Here is a 21,366-nt window from a genome sequence, read left to right as displayed (position 1 = left end):
GCTTACGAAGCCGCATTACATATTGCGCAACACTCCGGTTTGCTTAAAGATTTATATGAAGATAAATCTGTTGAGGGACTTAACCGTTACGAAAATATACAGGAGTTACTAAACGGGATAAAAGAGTTCTCGGAACGGGAAGATATTGAGGAAAAGGGACTTGACGTTTTTATGCAGGATGTTGCCTTGTTAACCAACGATGATAAGGATAAAGACAAAGATGCTGACACGGTATCCCTTATGACCATCCACTCATCAAAAGGGTTGGAATTTCCGCAAGTACACATTGTAGGGCTGGAAGAGAACCTGTTCCCATCGCAAATGTCGCTTAACTCGCGCAGCGATCTGGAGGAGGAACGCCGCCTGTTTTATGTGGCCATTACCCGTGCCGAATATAAATTAACCATTAGTTACGCAACATCGCGTTTTAAATTTGGCACACTTATAAGTTGCGAGCCAAGCCGTTTTTTAGACGAGATTGACGCGAAGTACCTGGAGCTTGATTTTACAGCTAAACCCGTATCTACATCGGGTTCATTTGATGACGAGCGTAATGCCTGGAGCAGAAAAGCCGATACTTTTTCTAAACCTAAAGCTGCTACTGCCCCGCCCGTTAAAACTACATCTATCCTGGCAAAGGCCCATGTGCCATCCCCAGATTTTAAACCATCAGATACATCAAACCTGCAGGTTGGTATGCAGGTAGAGCATGAGCGTTTTGGATTTGGTAAAGTACTTACACTGGAAGGCAATAAACCCGATATAAAAGCGACCATCTTTTTTAAAGAAATTGGCCAGAAACAACTACTCTTAAAATTCGCGAAACTGAGTATAATTAGTGGGGTAGAGTAAATATTTATTCCCACTATTTGTAGAACAAATTCCACAATTTTCACGCAATAACATTAACTATCCGTTAATCATGCATAATTAAGGTGTATTTAATCTGTGGCATTAGGTTTGGACAAGTATTAATAACCTTTTCCCTTAATTAATATTTATTATTATGTACATGATGAGCGAGACTATAAAAAAGAAGACTAACAAGTCTGCCGGTAAAAATATCCGCACCCTGCGCCATGAACATGGTTGGAGCCAGGAAGATGTTGCAAACCGTTTAGGTATATCTATACCTGCGTTTTCAAAAATTGAAACGGGTGTTACCGATATCAACTTATCAAGACTGGAGCAAATTGCCAATATATTTGAGGTAAGCGTTGTTAACCTGCTGTCACTTGAATATATACAAGAGCCAAGTACACAAGATTTGAGCTTGAGCATAATTCAGAAAAAACTTGTTGACAGAGAAACAGAGATCACCAATTTACAACGTAAAGTAATTTTACTTTATGAAGAATTGCTGAACAAAAACCATGTTTCCCTATAAGTGCAACCTAAATACTGTTCAATAAATACAACAGTTAGTCCTGTTTTATTGCGGTAATAAAGTGATTTTTATTCACTTTCACTTAACTATTAAACTAACCTTTAATTAATTTAAGTGAAATGAAAATACAAATCGATTTATTACCGTTTTTCATTTTAGAGAAGCCTTATCAGGTTATTTGGATTTAAAATTGTAATGACTATGGTATAACAAAAATACTATGTCAAACTACATGATATCTATTTCAAATGCCGACTTGCCAAAAGGTGGAACCATACATGACAGGCGCAGCAAGTTAAAAGTTAAGGCATCTGGTTTAGTAAAAACACGTGTTAAACCAAGGAAGGGTGAAGTAAGATTTTTTGTTACCGCAGGTAATGAAACCCTGGCTTTTGAAACTGAAGGCTATAAACGCCACAGACAATTACTTATCCTGCAAATGATATCAATGTATTGTATGTATTTGGGATTATTTGAAGCACAGATACACAGCACTTATCCGAGTTGAGAATAATGATTGTTTAAAAAACATTTTTACTTGTGTCATTAAGCATTTCACTCATTTCAATGATCTTCTGGTCAATATCGGATACGCATTTATCCATCATATTAATACATTCCTTTTCATCCACAAGACCTTCTTTCTCCAAATTCATTAAGCCGCGCAGCGTGGCTATCGGCCCCCGTATCTGGTGCGACAAATAAGACGAGTATTCGGAAAGTTTCTTGTTCTTTATCTGCAGATCTTTTGTACGCTCATCAATAATTTCTTCGAGGTGATGATTCACTCTGTCAAGGTTATCCTTCTGTCGGGAAACTTCCTCATTAAGTTCGGTAAGTTTGGTATTAGTTACCGTTTTACGTTTAACATTGCTTATTAACAGGGCAATTACTACTAATAGCAAACCGGCCACAATAGTTACCGCCCAAAACTTAATACGATCATTTTGTTGCCTTTGTATAATAAGCTCGTTTTCGCGCTGCCTTGCCTGCTGTTTAAATTGCTCCTGCAACATGCTTATCTGGGTAGACTCGTTAGAAGTATAAATAGTACTGTCTTGCCTAAATATCATTTGCAGATAATATAAAGCCCGTTCGTAGTTCTTGCGTTTAGCTTCTAACTGATAAATAGTGTAATTATAATCAGACTCCAGCTTCTCATCTTTAACAGCTTTTGAGTAAGCCTGCCCTTCCCTTACAATCTTCTCTGCATCGTCAAACCTTTTTTGCGCTATATATAGCGATGCAAGTGTTAAGTTTGTACTGGCAACGGGTTTATTCAAATCTCTTTCTTTAGCCGCTTTATTGGCCGCCAATAACAGCTTTTCGGCAATATCGTATTGATTAAGGTTAAAATAAATTACCCCTCTGTTTTGAAGCGCTTGAATTAGGTTTACCGAATCTTTAATGGAGGAAAAGATTTCGTTACCCTTGTCATAATAAGTTAAAGCCTGATAAAAGCTTTTTTTACGATAATAAACGTTACCAATATTTAAATAGAGAGAACCAATTAACTGTTTATCAGCTAATTTTTCGGCAATAACTAAAGCTTTTTTTAAATACTCTAATGAATTTGCGTAATTATTATCAAGGTATAAGTTACCTATATTATTATAAACCTTTGCCTCACTTCTTAGATCTTTAATTTTTGAAAAGTAAGATAGCGCCTGCAAATAATCATGAATAGCCGCGCTTGCCTGGTTTAAATAGTAATTACCAATCCCCCTTACACGGTAGGCCTCACCAATCCCTTTGTCATAACCGGCCTTTTCTGCAATAGCCAGAGCCTTAGATGCGTAACTAACTGTTTGGTCGGGGCTTGTTAGGCGATTATCGTAAGCTTGCTTATTTAATTTTATTACTTCGTTAGTATCCTGTGCAGTAACATCAACATTACCCTTCGCATATACAGTACTACAAACAAAAAAGAAAATAAGAAGAGTAAAAATTCTATTCATTAGAGCTCTATACGTTATATTATGGTGAAAGTTATAAAATAATTACAACAATAGTACATTAGGTTAAATTTAAAAAAAAAGGTATGAAAATTTATTTTTAATTGTTACCTTAAAATTGAAAAACATATTTATATTTGTCTTGTTAATATACTGACTACTAATTAGTTAAGTGTGTTATAATATATTATTGAGTCACATCCAATAGTACAAATAAATATGCGAATATTGTTAACTTATAGTTACAATTTCCAACTCAAACAGTTGTAAAGTAGCCCTATAATTAACATTTATTTACAGGTTAATAAAACTAAAAATGATATGAAAAGAAATCTACTTGCATATATAGTATTAGTAAGCGGGGTATTGCTATCCTCTTGCGTTAAACAAACAAGTGTGCATACAACAATGGATATATTTTTAAAGGCTACTACCGGTATAAGAAAAGATATTGGTACCGCAGATTAAATAAGTTAGAAAAGAACATTAAAAAACACAATTATGAAAAAGTTAATTATAGCAGCAGCACTAATTTCAACAACAGGCATTTTACCATCATATACCAAACAGGTAACCGTAAAACCTAATGCCACCTTCGTGCAAAGCACAATGACATTTAAAAAAGACATTGGCACTGCCGATTAATTAACCCACTTAAAAGATACCCCTAACAAACTAAAATAAATCATTATGAAAAAGATAATCATAGCAGCAGCACTAATTTTAACAACAGCAGTTTTACCATCATATACCAAACAGATAACCGTAAAGCCTACTGCCACCTTCGTGCAAAGCACAATGACATTTAAAAAAGACATTGGCACTGCCGATTAATTAACCCATTTAACAGATACCCCTAACAAACTAAAATAAATCATTATGAAAAAGATAATCATAGCAGCAGCACTAATTTTAACAACAGCAGTTTTACCGTCATACACCAAACAGGTAACCGTAAAACCTACCGCCACCTTCGTGCAAAACACAATGACATTTAAAAAAGACATTGGCACTGCCGATTAATTAACCCTATTAACAAATACCCCTAACAACTAAAATAAACAATCATGAAAAAGACCATCATAACAGCAGTAGCATTATTACTATTAAGCGCGGGCATATTACCATCATGCACAAAAGAAAATACCGCCAAGCCTACAGCAACAATTGAGAGAAGCACTATAGCTAACAAAAAAGACGTAGGCACTGCAGACTAATTATAACCAATAACACGATATCAATTACCCCAATTCATAAAAAACATTCAAAATAAGATCATGAAAAAATTCATCATAGCAGCAGCATTAATATTCAGCACGGGCGCTTTATCAGCAGCAACTTTAACAGTTAATAACAATGCTACCCCAGCAAAAGCCACTTCAAACAAAAAAGACGTAGGCACTGCAGATAACAAAAAAGATGTAGGTACTGCGGACAATAAAAAAGACGTAGGCACTGCCGATAATAAAAAAGATGTTGGTACTGCCGATAATAAAAAAGACGTAGGCACTGCAGACTAATTATATAACCAACAGACGATATCAATTACCCCAAATCATAAAAAACATTCAAAATAACGATCATGAAAAAATTCATCATAGCAGCAGCAATCATATTCAGTACAGTATCAGCAACTACAGTTAGTGCATCAGCTTTCTCAAACAAAAAAGACGTAGGTACTGCCGATAATAAAAAAGACGTAGGTACTGCTGATAACAAAAAAGATGTAGGTACTGCTGATAACAAAAAAGACGTAGGCACTGCAGACTAATTAATAATCAACTATAACAGAGACTACAACACAATCAATTATAAATAACACAACCACAAATAACGATCATGAAAAAATTAATCATAGCAACAGCAATCATATTCAGCACATTATCAGCAACTACAGTTAGCGCATCAGCTTTCTCAAACAAAAAAGACGTTGGCACTGCCGATAACAAAAAAGATGTAGGTACTGCGGACAATAAAAAAGACGTAGGCACCGCAGATAACAAGAAAGATGTTGGTACTGCGGATAACAAAAAAGACGTAGGTACTGCGGACTAATTAATTATTACCCTTACAACTCATTCAATAAAGACAAACACAAATGAAAAAGATAATCATAGCAGCAGCATTAGTTTTAACATCGGCAGTAACTGCATTTTCGCTTACTACCAAAACTGATAATAAGATCGAATCAAATAAGTTAAAAGAAGATAGTATAACCGTTTCTGTTAAAAGCTCATCAGCACCAAAATCAGATATCGCAACTGCCGACTAAATATTACTACCTAAATCTCAATAGATAAACACATAAATGAAAAAGATAATCATAGCAGCAGCATTAATTTTAACATCGGCAGTAACTGCATTTTCGCTTACTACCAAAACCGATAATAAGATCGAATCAAATAAGTTAAAAGAAGATAGTATAACCGTTTCTGTTAAAAGCTCATCAGCACCAAAATCAGATATCGCAACTGCCGACTAATCGCAAATAAATCAGAAACTGACACATAAGAAATGCCCCGTTATAAATAACGAGGCATTGAGGTATGAGTACTCAAACTCAACTGTTCCTTATAAAGCTGGTTTTACAGGAGTTTTAAACTTCTCGCAATTATCAAGCTCATACACTATAGTATATCCGGCAGCCCTGTCCACTTCCTGGCGCCCCGCACTGGTTACCTTAAATGGCCGTTGTAATAACTGTTGGGCCGATAGCTCCAATTCAACCGAAAGCGTATCTTTCATACCTTCCTGCATAAAAGTCCATACCGCTTTAATATTATTACCAGACATAGTCCCTACTAAAGTCCCTTTACGTGCATCCTTTTCTTTTGGGATCCAGTTCATCTCGCCATTTACCTTATCTGCGTTTATTACTAAATGAACCGCTGTAGTATCCTGGTTACTTGTACCCTCGGTACGTATAAAACAATATTCCATGTTTTGGGCAGGTGCATTCAGCTTGCTGGCGTAAGCTGTATCTTCTGCTGCCGTTTTGGTAGTGTCTGCGCTTTTGTTTCCATTACCCGCGCACGAGGCAAGTGCCAAAGTACACAGGCTAATAATAGTGTATAGTTTCATGTTATTTGTTTATTGCTGATAGGTAAACGCTAAAGTCTATAAAAAGTTCCATACCTTATTATATACATCTCTTTATACGCTATATTTATAAGGTATAAATTATGCTCAAATTAAACCTGCACCCCTCTCCGCAATTGTTTAGTAAACGCCTAAAACTACGGGCTGTTACAGATAACGATGCCGCTGAAATTTACAGTATGCGAAGCAATGAAGAGGTAATGAAATATATTGACAGGCCCCTCCCCGTTTCCATAACCGAAGTTGAGGAATGGATAAAAAAGGTTGACCTGCTGCAGCAAAAAAACGAATCTATATTGTGGGCCATTACGCTGAAAGATTCGGATACATTAATAGGTACAATAGGCTACTGGCAAATATTGCCCGAGCATTACCGTGCCGAAATTGGCTACATGCTTAACCCGGCGTACCAGGGCAAAGGCATAATGAGCGAAGCACTAAACACAGTAATACAGTATGGCTTTAATAATATAAAGCTGCATTCTATAGAAGCAAACGCCAATCCGGCTAATCAGGTATCAATAAAACTGCTGGAGAAAACCGGCTTTGTACGTGAGGGTTACTTTAAAGAGAACTGCTACTTTAACGGCAATTTCCTCGATTCGGCTATATATTCGTTAATATGTGCAAAAAAATGAACATTTGTATAATTTGTTAGTTAAGTATAAATACATATATTGCCTTCATATTACAAGCATTACCTGTTAAGGTGTAAAACAAGTTAACAGATAATAAAAACAAAACACAATTAATCCAGTTACAATTAAAAAACTTAAAAAAAACTAAACATGGCAGCTTCAGGAATCACCGCGTATTCAGTAAAAACAAAAACTAAAAATGTTCCAATGATTGACCCTGTTATCGACATTAAATCTGGCAGATACATTGCTACAGGTAAAGATGCAGAAGGTAACAAAATGGCTGCTATCATGGGCAAAGCTACAGCAGAAGAACACGTTAAAAACGGTAACGCTAAAAAAGGTTCTGGCTGGTAAATAATATTTACACCTACAAAAAAAACCTGCCCCAATAAAGGCAGGTTTTTTTTATGCGATCAAATTTTTAGTTTATTTCCAGTCTTTATAAGGATAAACAGATAGGCTGGCGTTAGTATAACGGCTATCGTGGCTTACTTCCGGCCCTATCCATTCGGGCTTTTCAAATTGTTCATCTTCGTTTTGTAACTCTATCTCGGCAACAATAAGTCCGTTATTATCACCGGTAAAAACATCTACTTCCCAGGTATGCCCGGCATATTCAATATTATAGCGCGTTTTTTGTATTAATGATGTGGCAAAGTTATCCAGTATCTCGTTACCCTCGTTTACTGGTATAGTGTATTCATATTCGCTGCGGCTTATGCCGGTTGATGCCCCCTTAAGGGTGATATAGGCAGCATCATTAGTAACACGTATCCTAACTGTACGCCTTTCTTCGCTTAATATATAACCCTGCTTATACAGTTTACCTGTAGGCTTAATAAGCCCTTCCCATTTTTTGTGATCAACTAAATATTTCCTTTCTATCTCGGTTGGCATATCGCTTTGTTTTGTAGCATGTAAATTACAATAATACTTTTTTTAAAAACTCGTTTATACAGTACATTTATGGGTGTTTTTTCATTTGCTTAAACGTTAATGAAATGTTAAAACTCATACCTTTGAACATGCAGTAAAGCTAAATGTTTATATTAGCCACGCTACTTTAACTATTATATGAGCCTGAAAAAAATCACGTTGGTCATATTCCTGACTACCTGTTTAATTGCACCCGCCTTTGCACAAAGGGATACTGTTAGCTTAAATACCATCATTACTAAAACGGCAAAGTTTATAAGCAGCTTTCCAATTGAGAAAGTTTACCTGCATTTAGATAAGCCCTATTACGCCGCCGGCGATACCATTTGGTTTAAAGCCTATGTAACTCTTGATAAACATCAGCCATCGGCCCTAAGTAATATTGTATATGTAGATATTGCTAATCAGGATTCGTTAGTAAAAATATTAAAGCTGCCGGTTGTAAATGGCGTTGCTCATGGTAACATTATTCTTTCTCCGGATGCGTACAAGCAGGGCAATTATCACTTAAGGGCATATACTGCATGGATGCGCAACTTTGACTCAGATTATTTTTATAATAAGAACATAGCTATAGGTAATACAATACAGGCTAACGTTAACACAAATATATCTTTCAATACAACGGCGGTAGCGGGCAAACCAAAAGTAAGTGCCGCAATTAGCTACAAGCAGCCGGGCGAAGTATTATCAAACAAAAAAGTAAACTGGAGCATATCCAACGCAAACGGCGACGATATTAGTAAGGGCAAGGGTACTACAGACCAAAACGGTGTACTAAACGTAGTTTTAAACGAAAATGCTAATGCATCCCTAAAAAATGCGATCCTGACCACTTCGATAGAATTAGGGAATCGTAAAGAATCTTTAAACAAGTTTCCGCTAAATTCAGCCATAGCCGAACGCGATGTGCAGTTTTTTCCCGAAGGCGGCGAGCTTACACTTGGTGTACGATCTAAAGTAGCCTTTAAAGCCGTTAATACAAATGGTTTGGGTATCAATGTTAAAGGCACCATTACAGATAACACAGGCACAGTAGTGGCCAACCTAGAATCGCAGCATTTAGGCATGGGCGTATTTGCCATACTGCCCGAAGATGCTAAAACGTATAAGGCAAACATAACTTTCCCTGATGGGGTATCAACAACCTATGATATGCCCCGCATTAAACCGGCAGGCATTACTTTGGCAGTATTTAATAACGACCCCGAAAACCTGAACATTAAACTATCGGCAAACGATCCGTATTTTAAAGCGAACCAGGGTAAAATGTATTATATCGTAGCTCAAAGTGGTGGCGCTATTTATTTTGCGGCCCAAACTGCCTTACAAACGCCCAATTATAGTGCGCCTATTCCAAAAAGTAAGTTCCCTACCGGCATTGTACAATTAACACTTTTCTCTGAAAGGGGCATAGCACTAAGCGAGCGCATTGTATTTATAAAGCATAACGATATGCTTAATTTATCACTTGCGGCCGATCGTAAAACATACTCGATAAGGCAAAAAGTTAAACTATCGGTTTCAGCAAAAAACAATGCGTTACCGGTAGAAGGTGAGTTTTCGGTTTCGGTTATCGATGAATCAAAGGTGCCGTTTGATGAAAACGCCGAAACTACCATCATGACAAACCTGTTGCTTACATCTGATATAAAAGGATACATTGAAAAGCCTAACTATTATTTTATAAGTAAAGACGAAAATGCAGATGCTAACCTTGATATTTTAATGCTTACCCAAGGTTACCGCCGCATATCATACCGTAATATTTTAACCGGTAAATTCCCGCAGATATATCTCTATCCAGAGCAGCAGGGCCTTGAGATAGCTGGTATGTTGCGTAACAATACCGGTATGCCAATATCAAAAGGCAATTTACGTCTTCAAATTCCGGGTAAAAACCTATATGCTGAAACCATGACGGATATGACAGGTAATTTTAAATTCCCTAAGCTTAACTTTCCAGATTCGTCGCAGGTAATTATTAGCGCACGTAATAATCCCCTAAGTAAAAACCTTATGATATCGGTAACCGGCGACAGTTACCAGTCGGCTACAAAGAATATTAATGCTTTGGACGAGGTGGCCAATATTGATAGCTCTTTTAAAACCTTACTTGATAATAGTAAAAAGCAGTATGAGAATTTACATATCTTAAAAGAAGTTGTAATAAAATCTACATCGTTGGTTAAAAGGCCCACACACAATGATTACGGATCACTATCCACCCTACCCATGATGGCCGATCAGGAGCTAAGACGCGAACGATTTAAAGATTGCGGTAATCTGTTCCAATGTTTACCCTCAATGTTATTAGGCGTTTCGGTGGAAGAAAACAACCTTTATTTTACTAAAAATATTTCTAACCAAAACCGCTTGCCAATGCAGGTATTTGTAAATGGCAGCCCTGTTGATTTTAGTTACCTGGGAAGCCTTACCGGTTTAGACGTAGAAAATGTAGAAGTTTTTAAAAGTGATGGTTTTAGTAACATTAACAAAAATTACCAAACAGATGGTATTGTATCTATTATCACTAAAAAGGTAGAAAAATCAAAAATTACATTTGCCCAACTGCAGGACATGTTACCAAAAGGCAACCTGCTTACTTATAACGCGCAAGGTTACAGTGTATCACGCGAATTTTATTCGCCAAAGTACGATCCTTTAAAACAGGGTGCTTTTGGCGGCGATTTGCGCAGCACTATTTTTTGGAACCCTAAAGTAAAAACCGATAAAACAGGCATAACTTCATTTGAGTTTTTCAACTCTGATGGTAAGGGCAACTACCGCGCTACTATTGAAGGCATGGATGCAGATGGCAACCTGGGCAGGTCTGTATTACATTATACCGTAAAGTAGCACAGCGTTTTACGGCTGCATAATTCAATGTTAATTTCATACATTTAGGTAAACTTAAATCTCAAACGTATGGATATGTCATTGGTTAACTGGCCGGCTGTTTTAGTAGCGGCTTTATCCGGCTTTGCTGTTGGCGGCATTTGGTATGCACCGCCTTTATTTGGCAATGCCTGGATGGCAGATAGTAAGCTTACTGCCGAAGAGATCCAAAAAGGCAACAAAGCAAAAATATTTGGTTTCACGGCCTTATTTTCATTGATAATGGCAGCCAACCTGGCCATATTTTTGGCTGAAGCTAAAACAGATGTTACCTGGGGGGCAACGGCTGGTTTCCTTGCCGGGATATGGACGTTTGGCGCTATAGCAATACATAGCTTATTCGAACTGAAAAGCTGGCGTTACATTTTTATAAACGGTGGCTATAGTGTAGTATCCCTAACACTAATGGGTGCGATAATTGGTTTGTGGCGATAATTTATCTGCCTTAATTTTATTCCTAATATTAATACTTATTGCCCACAGCAGGGCGATATGACAATTTTATGAGCTATTGCATCGAACAATAAAGCTTACTTAGCGTTAATTAATTTTATCATAAGATTTAATGATTATGAGCAACGCAACAACATCCCCAAAAACATTTAGCATAGGCGGCCAACTTAGGGTTAACCGTATAGGTTATGGCGCCATGCGCATTACGGGCAAAGGCATTTGGGGCCCGCCAAAAGATAAAGACGAAGCCATCCGTGTTTTAAAACGCGCTGTAGAACTTGGTGTTAACTTTATTGATACTGCCGATAGTTACGGTCCGCATATTTCTGAAGAGCTGATCGCCGAGGCGCTTTATCCCTACCCCGCCGATCTGGTAATTGGAACAAAAGGCGGCCTGCTACGCACCGGCCCTGATCAGTGGCCTATAAATTCGAGTCCTGCACATTTAAAAGAAGCGCTGGAAGGCAGCTTGAAACGCTTAAAGCTCGATCAGATCGAACTATATCAACTCCATCGCATTGATCCTAATGTACCCGCCGAACAAAGTTTTGAGTTTTTAAAGCAAGCCCAGGCAGATGGTAAGATAAAACACATTGGTTTATCGGAAGTGGGTATAGACGATATTAAGAGAGCACAGGATTATTTTGAAGTGGTATCTGTACAAAATATGTACAGTGTGGATAACCGCCTATGGGAAGGTGTATTAAACTATTGCGAAGATAATAATATCGCATTCATTCCATGGTTTCCGCTTAATGCAGGCAACGTGGCAAGCCAGGAAAAACTGCAGCAGGTGGCTGATAAGCATGGCGCAACTGTACACCAGGTAGCGCTAAACTGGTTATTGAACCATTCAAAAAATATATTATTGATACCGGGCACATCAAGTGTTGCCCACCTTGAGGAAAACATGAAAACAGCAGATATAACGCTGGATGCCGAAGATATCGACAAATTGGACGGCATATCGCCGCCCGTAGGATAATTCCAATAATCATTAACAAAAAAGGATGCTGAATATTCAGCATCCTTTTTTGTTATATGTATTTTTGTCGTGATGAAAAGCAAAGAGGAAATTTTGAATAATTATTATTCGCAAGGTACAGATGGCATGCCCGAGATAGCCGCCGACGGACTATTGAAAGCCATGGAAGAATATAGGCTGCAAGCTGAGGAAGCCGCTTTTAATGCCGCCCGTGAACTTAATGGCACCCAACCTACCTTTGCAACCTTTGCAGATTACAAAGCCAGGCTCAAAGCTAAAATTGAACAACAGCCAAAAGAAGATACAGTACAACTTGTAGCCGATAGTATTATCGAGCAATTTTTACCTGATGACCCCAACGAACAAACCTTTGAACTTAGTTTTAAAACAGAAGGTATCAATTATATCGCCTACTATTCAAGAAACACAACCGGCGACTGGGAATACCAAAAAGCAGAAATTGCAGAATAAACCTATGTACTCTCTGTGAAAACGCTGTGTTCTCTGTGGTTAAATCAACCAACATTAGCTACTTTAAACGGCTTCACATCAACAGTTTCCCATATTTTCTGGGTGATATATGGCTCGCTTTGCTGCCATGCAACAAGGCCTTCCTCGCTCTCAAACTGTAATACCATAACCGAGCCTATCATATTGCCCGCGTCATTCAGTATAGCGCCGCCTAAAACGTAATTGCCGTTCTCTTTTAAAACTTTGGCTGCATCAAAGTGGTGTGGGCGTACGCCCATGCGGCGTGCAAGCGCGCCCTCGTCGGTGTAATCGTATGCTGTAACAATATATTGGTTCATGTTTAGCTATGTTTTATAACAGATAATTAACAAATAAATACAAGTTCTGTTTAGGATGCAAATAACCTTACAAAAAAACCATTTAGGGTAGCGAAATAACTGTATAATTTACAATATTTGCTTTCCAATTACAAAAAACCAATTATGAAAGCGGATCTGCAACAGGAATTTATTAAACTATACGGTAAAGAAGCAACTGATACTTATTTTTCGCCAGGCAGGGTAAACCTGATAGGCGAACATATTGATTATAACGGCGGCTTGGTTATGCCATGTGCAATCACATTCGGCTCCTACTTGCTTATATCGCCAAATAGCGATAATGTTTTCAGGTTTAAAAGCCTTAACTTTTCTGAACAGGCAGAAGTGCCTTTAAATGCTGATCATAAAAAAACAGGCGAAGTTTGGTATAATTATCCCGTTGGTGTAATAGCTCATTTTCAAAATGATGGCAAAGATCTGCAAGGTTTAGATATGCTGTTTTATGGCGATATCCCAATTGGATCGGGGCTTTCATCATCAGCATCAATAGAAGTGGTTACAGCATTTGCCTTAAACGACCTGTTTAACGCGAGTTACAGCAAACTTGACCTGGTGAAACTATCACAAGCGGTTGAGAATAAATTTATTGGTGTAAACTGCGGCATAATGGACCAGTTTGCGGTTGCTTTTGGCGAAAAGGACAAAGCCTTGATGCTTAATTGCGATACGTTGGATTACCAGGCGGTTGACAGTAACCTGGGCGATTACCTCTTGGCTATCATCAACACAAACAAACCCCGCAAACTGGCCGAATCTAAATACAACGAACGCGTGCAGGAATGCCAAACAGCCCTTGCTGCCTTAAAACAGGAACTGGATATTAATTACCTGTGCGATATCGACTCCGAAACATTCGATAAACACAAACACCTGATAACCGATGCCGTTGTACAAGGCCGCGCCAAACACGTTGTAGAAGAGAACGACCGTGTAAAACTGGCCGCGAAAGCATTGAGCAATAACAACCTGGCCGAATTTGGCCGTCTGATGTATGCATCGCACCAATCTCTGCGCGATTTATACGAGGTAAGCGGTGTAGAATTGGACACTGTTGTAGATTATGCCAAAACCAACCCTGATGTTGCAGGTGCACGTATGACGGGTGCCGGCTTTGGCGGTTGCGCCATTGCATTGGTCAAAAAAGATGCCTTTGATAAGTTCAGCGAGGAAGTTACCGCATATTACACATCTAAAATAGGCTATGCACCATCTGTTTATGCCTCATTAATTGGTAATGGTGTTGGTGTATTGAATGAAGTGGTAAAATCGTAATTTCGCGGTTTACCATTTCGATATATGCGCAAGTTAAAACTGGATGAACTGAACCGTGCTACTGTAGATGAATTTAAAGCGCAAGATAAACTGCCTGTCGCCGTAGTGCTTGATAATGTGCGCAGCATGCACAATATCGGTTCCATATTCCGCACATCCGATGGTTTTGCTGTAGAACAGATCTGCCTGTGTGGTATAACAGCCCAGCCCCCCCATCGCGAGATCGAGAAGACCGCTTTAGGCGCTACACAATCTATCAACTGGACATATTTTGAAACGCCCCTACAAGCCGTTGAAACACTACGTGCCGATGGTTACAAAATAATAGCCATTGAACAGGCCGAAAACAGCATTATGCTGAACACCTTTGCCCCTGCCGCTAATGCAAAATATGCGCTGATATTTGGTAACGAAGTTAATGGAGTAAGTGACGAGGTGATGCAGCAGATTGATGCCTGTATAGAAATACCCCAGTTTGGCACTAAGCATTCTTTTAATATAGTGGTATCGGCAGGGATTGTTTTATGGGATTTCTTTGCTAAATTGAATTTGAAATAGATTCATAACATGAGCCCACTTGCAAAAAAACTACTTATAAAACCCGGCCAGCATTGGCTGATCATGAACGCACCCGAAGATTACCTGGCAACGCTTGAACCATTGCCGGATGATGTTCGGCTATCTTTTACGCCAGAAGGCAATTTTAATGGCATACAGATTTTTGTAAAAAATAACCATGAATTAGGTGTTGCAATAACTCAGCTAAAACCGGTTTTAACCGATGAGACTGTGCTATGGGTGATCTATCCCAAGAAAAATTCCGGTATTGAAACAGATTTGGAAATGATGAGCAGTTGGGATGAACCCGCAAAGCATGGCCTTCGCCCGGTTGCATCTGCGGCTATTAACGATATTTGGACAACCCTACGTTTCCGCCCCGAGCATTTGGTTAAAAAATCTAACAGCAGCAAAGAAGCTATCCGAAAAGAAAACGATTACTCGGCTTATATCGATGTTGATAAAAAACAAATAACCCTGCCACCCTATCTGCACAAAGCGTTAGCCGCTACGCCTGCAGCTATGGCAACCTACGAGAAACTGGCCTGGTCACATCGTAAAGAATATGTGATTTGGGTATTGAGTGCCAGGCAGGAAGAAACACGAGTTAACCGCATTGCCAAAATGGTGGATATGTTACTGGCGGGTAAAAAGAATCCATCGGATAAATAGTGCCAAATTTTGACCCTGTTCCATTTTGAAAATGGAACAAGCGGAACAGATGGAACATATTGATAATGAGTTAATTGATACTGATAAAATTCTGTCAGTAGTTAAATAAAAACTTCATCGTTATGCCTTCATTTAACCCATATACAATAGTTTATGAAAATCCGGCTTTTGTTCCACTTTTGGGGGAATGGAACAAAAATAATCACAAACAAAAACGACTTTTTTTAGCCCTTTTTCGACTTTATTTAGGCCTTTTAGTGTGCATGAAGTATCATAAGCGAACGCGCATATTTAAAACATAAGTATTTAATTTATAGGCAATTGTGAATTTAAGGCTTGTTCTATTTTGTTCAGGATGGAACACCTCCCGCTGGCGCGCAACTAAGGGACAAGAGCTGGCGCGTGCACCAGCAATATGGCTACAGATCAATAGAAAAAATTCAAGAGCGTTTTGCATATCGTAGGTATGCTACCAGTTACGTACCTACGGCACGCAATTTTACTATGTATAAAATAGCTACCGACCTGTAGCTCCTACGGAGCTCCCAAAGCTGGCGCCCACGTGCCGTGGGCGTTGCACAAAAAAGCCCTTGCAGAATTAACTGACAAGGGCCCGGTTTATAACTGACTGACTTATTATTCTTAGTAAAACACCTGCTCAAACTGGTTTACAGCATCTTTGCTTTCCAGGTTGGAGTGGCCCATCAAAAATTCATCTACCTTGCGGGCAGCCTCGCGGCCTTCTGATATTGCCCAAACAACCAATGATTGTCCCCGGCGCACATCACCTGCTGCAAATACTTTGCTTACGTTGGTACGGTAAACGCCTTCTTTAGCTTTAACGTTGTTACGTTCGTCAAGCTCAACACCCAATTGCTCTAATGTGCCTTCAAACTGCGGGTTCACAAAACCCATAGCCAGGAACACTCTTTGGCAAGGTATCTCGCGTTCGCTGCCCTCAACTTCGTTGAATTTGATAGGGCGGCCCATTACATCTATTTCCCAACTTACGTCGGTCACTTTAAGCGCCCTTAGATTGCCATCGGCATCACCTAAAAACTCTTTGGTGTTGATACCCCATGAACGCTCGACGCCTTCCTCGTGCGAACTGGTTGTTTTTAAAACCATTGGGTAAGTTGGCCATGGCATATGTGGGGTACGCTGCTCTGGCGGCTGCACCATCACCTCAAATTGCTTTACCGAACGCGCGCCCTGGCGGTTTGATGTGCCCACGCAATCGCTGCCGGTATCACCACCACCTATCACAACAACATCTTTATCTGTCGCCAAAATATCTTCGCCTTCAACAGCAATGCTGCTAACGCGTTTGTTTTGCTGCTTTAAAAAGTCCATGGCGAAGTAAACGCCTTTAAAATGGCGACCCGGAATAGGTAGGTTACGCGGGATGGTTGAACCACCTGCCAAAACTACCGCATCATGGTTACGTACCACTTCATCAGCAGGAATGTTTTTACCAACCTCGGCATTACATTTAAATTCAATACCATCCTCTTCCATGATCTGGATACGGCGGTCTATCACCCATTTTTCCAGTTTAAAATCGGGGATACCGTAACGCAGCAAACCACCGGGGCGGTCGTCGCGCTCAAATACGGTAACAGCATGGCCTGCTTTGCTTAGTTGCGCGGCAGCAGCCAGCCCAGCCGGACCAGAACCTATAACGGCTACCTTTTTACCCGTTTTAATAAGCGGGGCAACAGGTTTAACCATGTTTTTAGAGTAGGCAACCTCTATAATATGTTTCTCAATTTCCTCGATAGCAACCGGTGGTTTGTTTATACCAAGCACACATGCAGATTCGCACGGTGCAGGGCAGATCCTGCCGGTAAACTCAGGGAAGTTATTTGTTGACGATAATATCTGGTATGCTTCATCCCAGTTTTTGCGGTACACAGCATCATTAAACTCCGGGATAACATTACCAAGCGGGCAACCCGAATGGCAGAATGGTATACCGCAGTTCATGCAGCGTGCCGATTGCTGGTTCAATTTTTCATCAGAATACAAACCAACAAACTCATTATAATTTTTAACCCTTTCGGCAACAGGTGTTTTTTGGGGAAGCTCCCTGTTAAATTCCTGAAATCCTGTAATTTTTCCCATTATAATATTTAGCTTACGGTTTGATACTCTAATTTTTCTAACACTTTTTTGTACTCTTTAGGGAATACTTTTACGAATTGCGTTGAAGCCTTACCCCAATTTTTCAGGATGGATTGCGCCAGCTTGCTACCGGTTAAGTTGATATGCTTCTTCAGCAACGCGGTTATTTGCTCTTCGTCTTTTAACGATAGTGGGTCAAGGTCAACCATTTCGGTATTGCAGTTTTCTGCAAACGTGCCGTTAGGGTTATAGATCCAGGCAATACCACCGCTCATACCCGCCGCGAAGTTCCTTCCGGTTTCGCCCAGGATAAGCGCACGACCGCCGGTCATGTACTCGCAACCGTGGTCGCCAATACCTTCTACAACCGTTGTAGCGCCCGAGTTACGCACTGCGAAACGCTCGCCTGCCATACCTCTTACAAACAGCTCGCCGCTTGTAGCGCCATACAGGGCTACGTTACCTATCAGAATGTTATCCTCGGGTTTAAACGTAGCGTTTGCAGCAGGATATATAGCCAATTGAGCACCCGAAAGGCCTTTACCTACATAATCGTTAGCTTCGCCTTCCAGCTCAAAAGAAACCCCTTTTGTAGTGAAAGCACCAAAGCTTTGCCCTGCCGAACCTTTAAATTTATAGTTGATGGTATTGTCAGGCAAGCCTGCAGAACCATAGATCTTCGAAATCTCGTTTGATAGCAGTGTACCAATGGTACGGTCAACGTTCTTCACGTCAAACGTTGCAAATACCGGTGTTTTATCTTCCAGGGCTACTTTCGCGTTCTTCAATAGTTCCCAGTCCAATATGGCATCCATACCGTGGTCTTGTTTTTCGCTGTTGTAAAGCGTGCTGCCCTTCGCAGTAGTAACCGGGTGAAGGATAGCCGACAAGTTGATGGTTTTCGCTTTCCAGCTTTTTAAACCTTCTTTAACTTTCAAGAACTGTACGCGGCCAACCATTTCGTTAATGGTACGGAAACCAAGTTCGGCCATTATCTCACGCAACTCTTCTGCCATAAAGCGGAACAGGTTTACAACGTGATCCGGGCTACCGGTAAACAATTTCCTTAGTTCGGGATCTTGCGTGGCAACACCTACAGGGCAGGTATTCAAGTGGCATTTACGCATCATGATACAGCCACCGGCAACAAGTGCCGCGGTTGCAACGCCCCACTCCTCGGCACCCATAAGGGTAGCAATAGCCAAATCGCGGCCGGTTTTTAACTGGCCATCTGTTTGTAATACCACACGGCTACGCAATTTGTTACGTACCAATGTCTGGTGTGCTTCGGCAAGGCCAAGCTCCCATGGTAAGCCCGCATGTTTTACCGAGCTTATTGGCGATGCACCTGTACCACCATCATAGCCGGCAATCAAAATAACATCTGCGTGTGCCTTGGCAACACCCGCGGCTATAGTACCTACCCCTGCTTTTGATACCAACTTAACGTTGATACGCGCGGCACGGTTAGCGTTCTTTAAATCGAAAATAAGCTGCGCCAGATCCTCTATCGAGTAAATATCATGGTGCGGCGGTGGCGATATTAAACCTACGCCCGGTGTAGAGTGGCGTGTTTTAGCGATCCAGTCGTCAACTTTATGACCTGGCAACTGCCCGCCTTCGCCGGGTTTTGCACCTTGTGCCATTTTAATCTGCAGCTCATCGGCATTGGTTAAATAATTTGAGGTAACCCCAAAACGTGCCGATGCAACCTGTTTAATAGCCGAACGCATGGAATCGCCGTTTGGCAATTTATCATAGCGCATTTCGTCTTCACCACCTTCGCCGGTATTGCTTTTGCCGCCAATGCGGTTCATAGCAATAGCCATTGTGCTGTGTGCTTCGTGCGAAATAGACCCGAACGACATGGCACCTGTTGCAAAGCGGGTCATGATGTTTTCTATCGGCTCAACCTCGTCAATGCTTATGGCTTCGCGATGGTGGGCAAAATCAAGCAGGCCACGTATGGTGAAATGCTTATCTGTTTGCTCGTTTATCGCGGCAGCATAGTTTTTATATACATTATAGCTGTTGCTGCGGGTTGCATGCTGCAGCAAGTGCACCGTAGTTGGGTTAAACAAGTGGGCTTCGCCGCGGCGTTTCCACTGGTAAATACCACCTTCGGGTAATAAATGATTTTCTGTTTTAGGGCTGTTAAAGCCTATTTTATGTTTGCAAAGAGATTCTTTAGCGATCTCATCCAAGCCAAGGCCTTCAATACGGGTAACCGCACCGGTAAAGTAATGGTCAACTACCTCTTTGTTCAATCCAAGAATTTCGAACACCTGCGAGCCATGGTATGATTGCAGCGTTGAAATACCCATTTTTGAGAAGATCTTCAACAAGCCATCATTAACCGACTTTACATAGTTTTTGAACAGCGTTTTAAGATCAAGGCTGGTTTCTAACTGGTCGTTATTCTTTAAAGTTTCGATGGTAGAAAGCGCCAGGTATGGGTTAATAGCTGTAGCGCCAAATGCTAACAAAGTAGCAAAGTGGTGAACTTCCCAAACATCGCCGGTTTCGGCAACAATACCCACCGCGCCACGGCGTCCTTTTTTTATCAGGTGGTGATGCACTGCCGATACAGCCAGCAGCATTGGTATAGGTGCATGCTCCGAATCGATAGCACGGTCGCTCAGTATCAATACCTCAAAGCCATCATCTACAGCATCTTCGGCATAGCGGCAAAGCCTTGCAATACCTTTTTCTATCGAACCCGCATTACCGTCTGCATTATAATAAGTTTGCAGGGTTTTAGCGTGGAACAAGCCTGTATCTATTGAACGCAGTTTTTCAAGCTGATGGTTCTTTAATATAGGGTGGTTTAGCACAACACAATGGCAGTGCATTTTATCCTCATCCAGCAAGTTGCCGTTGTTACCTATAAAGGTAGCTAAACTCATTACCAAACGCTCGCGGATAGGGTCTATCGGCGGGTTGGTAACCTGTGCAAAAAATTGTTTAAAGTAGCTGGACAGGTGCTGAGGTTTATCAGACAAAATGGCCAAAGGCACATCGGTACCCATTGAGCCAATTGGCTCTTTACCATCCAACGCCATTGGTTTAATAATGGTATCGATATCCTCGCGGCTGTAACCAAATACCTGTTGGTAACGGTAAACAGCATCGGCGCTCAGGCTGGCGAACGACAAACGTGGTTCGGGCAATTCGCCTAAACGGATCTTATAATTATCAAGCCAGGTGCCATAAGGCTGCTGGCCCGAGATCTCTTTCTTAATTTCTTCATCTGTTATGATCTTACCTTTTTCGGTATCTATCAATAACATTTTACCGGGTTGCAGGCGGCCTTTACGGATAACGGTACTTTCGTCAATTTTTAAAGTACCGGCCTCTGATGCGGCTATAACGCGGCCATCGTTGGTGATCACAAAACGCAGCGGGCGCAGGCCGTTACGGTCAAGCAGGGCACCAACCAGTTTACCATCGGTAAAGCTGATAGCGGCAGGGCCATCCCATGGCTCCATTAAGGTAGCGTGGTATTCGTAGAACGCCTTTTTAACCGGATCCATTT

The 21,366-nt window shown here is 40.6% G+C and carries 29 protein-coding genes; 23 read left to right on the top strand and 6 right to left on the bottom strand.

Features of this window, described 5'->3' with window-relative positions; translation table 11 throughout:
- The 3 genes from JWQ85_RS14950 to JWQ85_RS14940 form a co-directional block, all read left to right on the top strand.
- The coding region (locus tag JWQ85_RS14950) for a 3'-5' exonuclease (RefSeq protein ID WP_299469345.1) at positions 1-852 on the top strand (852 nt) is incomplete at its 5' end.
- Between the two features lie 160 nt (positions 853-1,012).
- Positions 1,013-1,387 (top strand): helix-turn-helix transcriptional regulator, encoded by a 375-nt coding sequence (locus JWQ85_RS14945; RefSeq protein ID WP_299469343.1) that lies wholly within the window; start codon positions 1,013-1,015, stop codon positions 1,385-1,387.
- Between the two features lie 220 nt (positions 1,388-1,607).
- Positions 1,608-1,895, top strand: coding sequence for a hypothetical protein (locus JWQ85_RS14940; RefSeq protein WP_299469341.1), 288 nt, complete (start codon positions 1,608-1,610; stop codon positions 1,893-1,895).
- 13 nt (positions 1,896-1,908) lie between these two features.
- On the opposite strand, the gene JWQ85_RS14935 is transcribed toward JWQ85_RS14940, so the two are convergent.
- Positions 1,909-3,345 (bottom strand): tetratricopeptide repeat protein, encoded by a 1,437-nt coding sequence (locus JWQ85_RS14935; RefSeq protein ID WP_299469340.1) that lies wholly within the window; start codon positions 3,343-3,345, stop codon positions 1,909-1,911.
- Between the two features lie 318 nt (positions 3,346-3,663).
- Between JWQ85_RS14935 and JWQ85_RS14930 the strand changes: the two genes are divergently transcribed.
- The 10 genes from JWQ85_RS14930 (at position 3,664) to JWQ85_RS14885 (ending at position 5,824) form a co-directional block, all read left to right on the top strand.
- Positions 3,664-3,810 carry a hypothetical protein gene (locus tag JWQ85_RS14930; protein WP_299469338.1) on the top strand — a complete coding sequence of 49 codons (147 nt, stop codon included), beginning with the start codon at positions 3,664-3,666 and terminating at the stop codon, positions 3,808-3,810.
- A 33-nt stretch (positions 3,811-3,843) separates the two neighbouring features.
- On the top strand, positions 3,844-3,987 hold the full coding sequence (locus JWQ85_RS14925) for a hypothetical protein (protein ID WP_299469336.1): 144 nt from the start codon (positions 3,844-3,846) through the stop codon (positions 3,985-3,987).
- Positions 3,988-4,032: 45 nt separating this feature from the next.
- Positions 4,033-4,176, top strand: coding sequence for a hypothetical protein (locus tag JWQ85_RS14920; protein WP_299469334.1), 144 nt, complete (start codon positions 4,033-4,035; stop codon positions 4,174-4,176).
- Positions 4,177-4,221: 45 nt separating this feature from the next.
- The gene (locus tag JWQ85_RS14915; protein WP_299469332.1) at positions 4,222-4,365 is read left to right on the top strand and encodes a hypothetical protein; all 144 of its coding nucleotides are present in this window, start codon (positions 4,222-4,224) and stop codon (positions 4,363-4,365) included.
- A 44-nt stretch (positions 4,366-4,409) separates the two neighbouring features.
- On the top strand, positions 4,410-4,559 hold the full coding sequence (locus JWQ85_RS14910) for a hypothetical protein (RefSeq protein ID WP_299469330.1): 150 nt from the start codon (positions 4,410-4,412) through the stop codon (positions 4,557-4,559).
- A 60-nt stretch (positions 4,560-4,619) separates the two neighbouring features.
- On the top strand, positions 4,620-4,862 hold the full coding sequence (locus tag JWQ85_RS14905; RefSeq protein ID WP_299469328.1) for a hypothetical protein: 243 nt from the start codon (positions 4,620-4,622) through the stop codon (positions 4,860-4,862).
- A gap of 62 nt (positions 4,863-4,924) precedes the next feature.
- Positions 4,925-5,113, top strand: coding sequence for a hypothetical protein (locus JWQ85_RS14900; protein WP_299469326.1), 189 nt, complete (start codon positions 4,925-4,927; stop codon positions 5,111-5,113).
- Positions 5,114-5,181: 68 nt separating this feature from the next.
- Positions 5,182-5,397, top strand: coding sequence for a hypothetical protein (locus JWQ85_RS14895; protein ID WP_299469324.1), 216 nt, complete (start codon positions 5,182-5,184; stop codon positions 5,395-5,397).
- A gap of 43 nt (positions 5,398-5,440) precedes the next feature.
- Positions 5,441-5,614, top strand: a complete 174-nt coding sequence (locus tag JWQ85_RS14890; protein ID WP_299469322.1) for a hypothetical protein — start codon at positions 5,441-5,443, stop codon at positions 5,612-5,614.
- A gap of 36 nt (positions 5,615-5,650) precedes the next feature.
- Positions 5,651-5,824, top strand: a complete 174-nt coding sequence (locus tag JWQ85_RS14885; protein WP_299469320.1) for a hypothetical protein — start codon at positions 5,651-5,653, stop codon at positions 5,822-5,824.
- An 89-nt stretch (positions 5,825-5,913) separates the two neighbouring features.
- Here JWQ85_RS14885 and JWQ85_RS14880 read toward each other — a convergent pair whose 3' ends face one another.
- Positions 5,914-6,423 carry a hypothetical protein gene (locus tag JWQ85_RS14880; RefSeq protein ID WP_299469318.1) on the bottom strand — a complete coding sequence of 170 codons (510 nt, stop codon included), beginning with the start codon at positions 6,421-6,423 and terminating at the stop codon, positions 5,914-5,916.
- Positions 6,424-6,524: 101 nt separating this feature from the next.
- Here JWQ85_RS14880 and JWQ85_RS14875 point away from each other — a divergent pair, with 101 nt between their 5' ends.
- Both JWQ85_RS14875 and JWQ85_RS14870 read left to right on the top strand, forming a co-directional pair.
- Positions 6,525-7,079, top strand: coding sequence for a GNAT family N-acetyltransferase (locus JWQ85_RS14875; RefSeq protein WP_299469316.1), 555 nt, complete (start codon positions 6,525-6,527; stop codon positions 7,077-7,079).
- A 150-nt stretch (positions 7,080-7,229) separates the two neighbouring features.
- The gene (locus JWQ85_RS14870) at positions 7,230-7,436 is read left to right on the top strand and encodes a hypothetical protein (RefSeq protein WP_129878044.1); all 207 of its coding nucleotides are present in this window, start codon (positions 7,230-7,232) and stop codon (positions 7,434-7,436) included.
- Positions 7,437-7,508: 72 nt separating this feature from the next.
- Here the strand turns inward: JWQ85_RS14870 and JWQ85_RS14865 are convergent, their stop codons facing one another.
- Positions 7,509-7,979, bottom strand: a complete 471-nt coding sequence (locus tag JWQ85_RS14865) for a CYTH domain-containing protein (protein WP_299469312.1) — start codon at positions 7,977-7,979, stop codon at positions 7,509-7,511.
- A 177-nt stretch (positions 7,980-8,156) separates the two neighbouring features.
- Here JWQ85_RS14865 and JWQ85_RS14860 point away from each other — a divergent pair, with 177 nt between their 5' ends.
- The 4 genes from JWQ85_RS14860 (at position 8,157) to JWQ85_RS14845 (ending at position 12,825) form a co-directional block, all read left to right on the top strand.
- Complete coding sequence (locus JWQ85_RS14860) at positions 8,157-10,877, top strand: carboxypeptidase regulatory-like domain-containing protein (RefSeq protein WP_299469310.1); 2,721 nt, start codon at positions 8,157-8,159, stop codon at positions 10,875-10,877.
- Between the two features lie 69 nt (positions 10,878-10,946).
- Positions 10,947-11,351, top strand: a complete 405-nt coding sequence (locus JWQ85_RS14855; RefSeq protein WP_299469308.1) for a DUF1761 domain-containing protein — start codon at positions 10,947-10,949, stop codon at positions 11,349-11,351.
- Positions 11,352-11,487: 136 nt separating this feature from the next.
- Positions 11,488-12,354: an aldo/keto reductase gene (locus tag JWQ85_RS14850; protein WP_299469306.1), complete on the top strand. Its 867-nt coding sequence runs from the start codon at positions 11,488-11,490 to the stop codon at positions 12,352-12,354.
- Positions 12,355-12,426: 72 nt separating this feature from the next.
- A complete protein-coding gene (locus tag JWQ85_RS14845; RefSeq protein ID WP_299469304.1) occupies positions 12,427-12,825 on the top strand; it encodes a hypothetical protein in 399 nt (132 codons plus the stop codon).
- Between the two features lie 44 nt (positions 12,826-12,869).
- Here the strand turns inward: JWQ85_RS14845 and JWQ85_RS14840 are convergent, their stop codons facing one another.
- A complete protein-coding gene (locus tag JWQ85_RS14840; protein ID WP_299469302.1) occupies positions 12,870-13,163 on the bottom strand; it encodes a YciI family protein in 294 nt (97 codons plus the stop codon).
- 144 nt (positions 13,164-13,307) lie between these two features.
- On the opposite strand from JWQ85_RS14840, the gene JWQ85_RS14835 reads away from it, so the two are divergent.
- From JWQ85_RS14835 to JWQ85_RS14820, 4 genes are all read left to right on the top strand, one after another.
- Positions 13,308-14,477, top strand: a complete 1,170-nt coding sequence (locus tag JWQ85_RS14835; RefSeq protein WP_299469300.1) for a galactokinase — start codon at positions 13,308-13,310, stop codon at positions 14,475-14,477.
- Between the two features lie 24 nt (positions 14,478-14,501).
- A complete protein-coding gene (locus JWQ85_RS14830; RefSeq protein WP_299469298.1) occupies positions 14,502-15,035 on the top strand; it encodes an RNA methyltransferase in 534 nt (177 codons plus the stop codon).
- A gap of 9 nt (positions 15,036-15,044) precedes the next feature.
- Complete coding sequence (locus JWQ85_RS14825; protein ID WP_299469296.1) at positions 15,045-15,707, top strand: YdeI family protein; 663 nt, start codon at positions 15,045-15,047, stop codon at positions 15,705-15,707.
- 336 nt (positions 15,708-16,043) lie between these two features.
- Positions 16,044-16,238: a hypothetical protein gene (locus tag JWQ85_RS14820; protein ID WP_299469294.1), complete on the top strand. Its 195-nt coding sequence runs from the start codon at positions 16,044-16,046 to the stop codon at positions 16,236-16,238.
- Positions 16,239-16,349: 111 nt separating this feature from the next.
- On the opposite strand, the gene JWQ85_RS14815 is transcribed toward JWQ85_RS14820, so the two are convergent.
- Both JWQ85_RS14815 and gltB read right to left on the bottom strand, forming a co-directional pair.
- Positions 16,350-17,831, bottom strand: a complete 1,482-nt coding sequence (locus JWQ85_RS14815) for a glutamate synthase subunit beta (protein WP_299469292.1) — start codon at positions 17,829-17,831, stop codon at positions 16,350-16,352.
- Positions 17,832-17,839: 8 nt separating this feature from the next.
- Positions 17,840-21,364: a glutamate synthase large subunit gene (gene gltB, locus JWQ85_RS14810; RefSeq protein WP_299469290.1), complete on the bottom strand. Its 3,525-nt coding sequence runs from the start codon at positions 21,362-21,364 to the stop codon at positions 17,840-17,842.
- Positions 21,365-21,366: the final 2 nt, after the last annotated feature.

Source organism: Mucilaginibacter sp. (assembly GCF_028288105.1).
Taxonomy (GTDB): domain Bacteria; phylum Bacteroidota; class Bacteroidia; order Sphingobacteriales; family Sphingobacteriaceae; genus Mucilaginibacter.
Note: the sequence above shows the minus strand (reverse complement) of the source record. Positions and strands in the feature narration are given on the sequence as shown.

Coding starts and splice junctions, on each gene's coding strand:
- JWQ85_RS14895 (WP_299469324.1), top strand. CDS start 5,182: ATGAAAAAATTAATCATAGCAACAGCAATCATATTCAGCACATTATCA.
- gltB (WP_299469290.1), bottom strand. CDS start 21,364: ATGGATCCGGTTAAAAAGGCGTTCTACGAATACCACGCTACCTTAATG.
- JWQ85_RS14870 (WP_129878044.1), top strand. CDS start 7,230: ATGGCAGCTTCAGGAATCACCGCGTATTCAGTAAAAACAAAAACTAAA.
- JWQ85_RS14850 (WP_299469306.1), top strand. CDS start 11,488: ATGAGCAACGCAACAACATCCCCAAAAACATTTAGCATAGGCGGCCAA.
- JWQ85_RS14920 (WP_299469334.1), top strand. CDS start 4,033: ATGAAAAAGATAATCATAGCAGCAGCACTAATTTTAACAACAGCAGTT.
- JWQ85_RS14905 (WP_299469328.1), top strand. CDS start 4,620: ATGAAAAAATTCATCATAGCAGCAGCATTAATATTCAGCACGGGCGCT.
- JWQ85_RS14815 (WP_299469292.1), bottom strand. CDS start 17,831: ATGGGAAAAATTACAGGATTTCAGGAATTTAACAGGGAGCTTCCCCAA.
- JWQ85_RS14930 (WP_299469338.1), top strand. CDS start 3,664: ATGAAAAGAAATCTACTTGCATATATAGTATTAGTAAGCGGGGTATTG.
- JWQ85_RS14865 (WP_299469312.1), bottom strand. CDS start 7,979: ATGCCAACCGAGATAGAAAGGAAATATTTAGTTGATCACAAAAAATGG.
- JWQ85_RS14855 (WP_299469308.1), top strand. CDS start 10,947: ATGGATATGTCATTGGTTAACTGGCCGGCTGTTTTAGTAGCGGCTTTA.
- JWQ85_RS14900 (WP_299469326.1), top strand. CDS start 4,925: ATGAAAAAATTCATCATAGCAGCAGCAATCATATTCAGTACAGTATCA.
- JWQ85_RS14835 (WP_299469300.1), top strand. CDS start 13,308: ATGAAAGCGGATCTGCAACAGGAATTTATTAAACTATACGGTAAAGAA.
- JWQ85_RS14940 (WP_299469341.1), top strand. CDS start 1,608: ATGTCAAACTACATGATATCTATTTCAAATGCCGACTTGCCAAAAGGT.
- JWQ85_RS14845 (WP_299469304.1), top strand. CDS start 12,427: ATGAAAAGCAAAGAGGAAATTTTGAATAATTATTATTCGCAAGGTACA.
- JWQ85_RS14860 (WP_299469310.1), top strand. CDS start 8,157: ATGAGCCTGAAAAAAATCACGTTGGTCATATTCCTGACTACCTGTTTA.
- JWQ85_RS14880 (WP_299469318.1), bottom strand. CDS start 6,423: ATGAAACTATACACTATTATTAGCCTGTGTACTTTGGCACTTGCCTCG.
- JWQ85_RS14885 (WP_299469320.1), top strand. CDS start 5,651: ATGAAAAAGATAATCATAGCAGCAGCATTAATTTTAACATCGGCAGTA.
- JWQ85_RS14945 (WP_299469343.1), top strand. CDS start 1,013: ATGATGAGCGAGACTATAAAAAAGAAGACTAACAAGTCTGCCGGTAAA.
- JWQ85_RS14825 (WP_299469296.1), top strand. CDS start 15,045: ATGAGCCCACTTGCAAAAAAACTACTTATAAAACCCGGCCAGCATTGG.
- JWQ85_RS14830 (WP_299469298.1), top strand. CDS start 14,502: ATGCGCAAGTTAAAACTGGATGAACTGAACCGTGCTACTGTAGATGAA.
- JWQ85_RS14935 (WP_299469340.1), bottom strand. CDS start 3,345: ATGAATAGAATTTTTACTCTTCTTATTTTCTTTTTTGTTTGTAGTACT.
- JWQ85_RS14875 (WP_299469316.1), top strand. CDS start 6,525: ATGCTCAAATTAAACCTGCACCCCTCTCCGCAATTGTTTAGTAAACGC.
- JWQ85_RS14840 (WP_299469302.1), bottom strand. CDS start 13,163: ATGAACCAATATATTGTTACAGCATACGATTACACCGACGAGGGCGCG.
- JWQ85_RS14915 (WP_299469332.1), top strand. CDS start 4,222: ATGAAAAAGATAATCATAGCAGCAGCACTAATTTTAACAACAGCAGTT.
- JWQ85_RS14925 (WP_299469336.1), top strand. CDS start 3,844: ATGAAAAAGTTAATTATAGCAGCAGCACTAATTTCAACAACAGGCATT.
- JWQ85_RS14910 (WP_299469330.1), top strand. CDS start 4,410: ATGAAAAAGACCATCATAACAGCAGTAGCATTATTACTATTAAGCGCG.
- JWQ85_RS14890 (WP_299469322.1), top strand. CDS start 5,441: ATGAAAAAGATAATCATAGCAGCAGCATTAGTTTTAACATCGGCAGTA.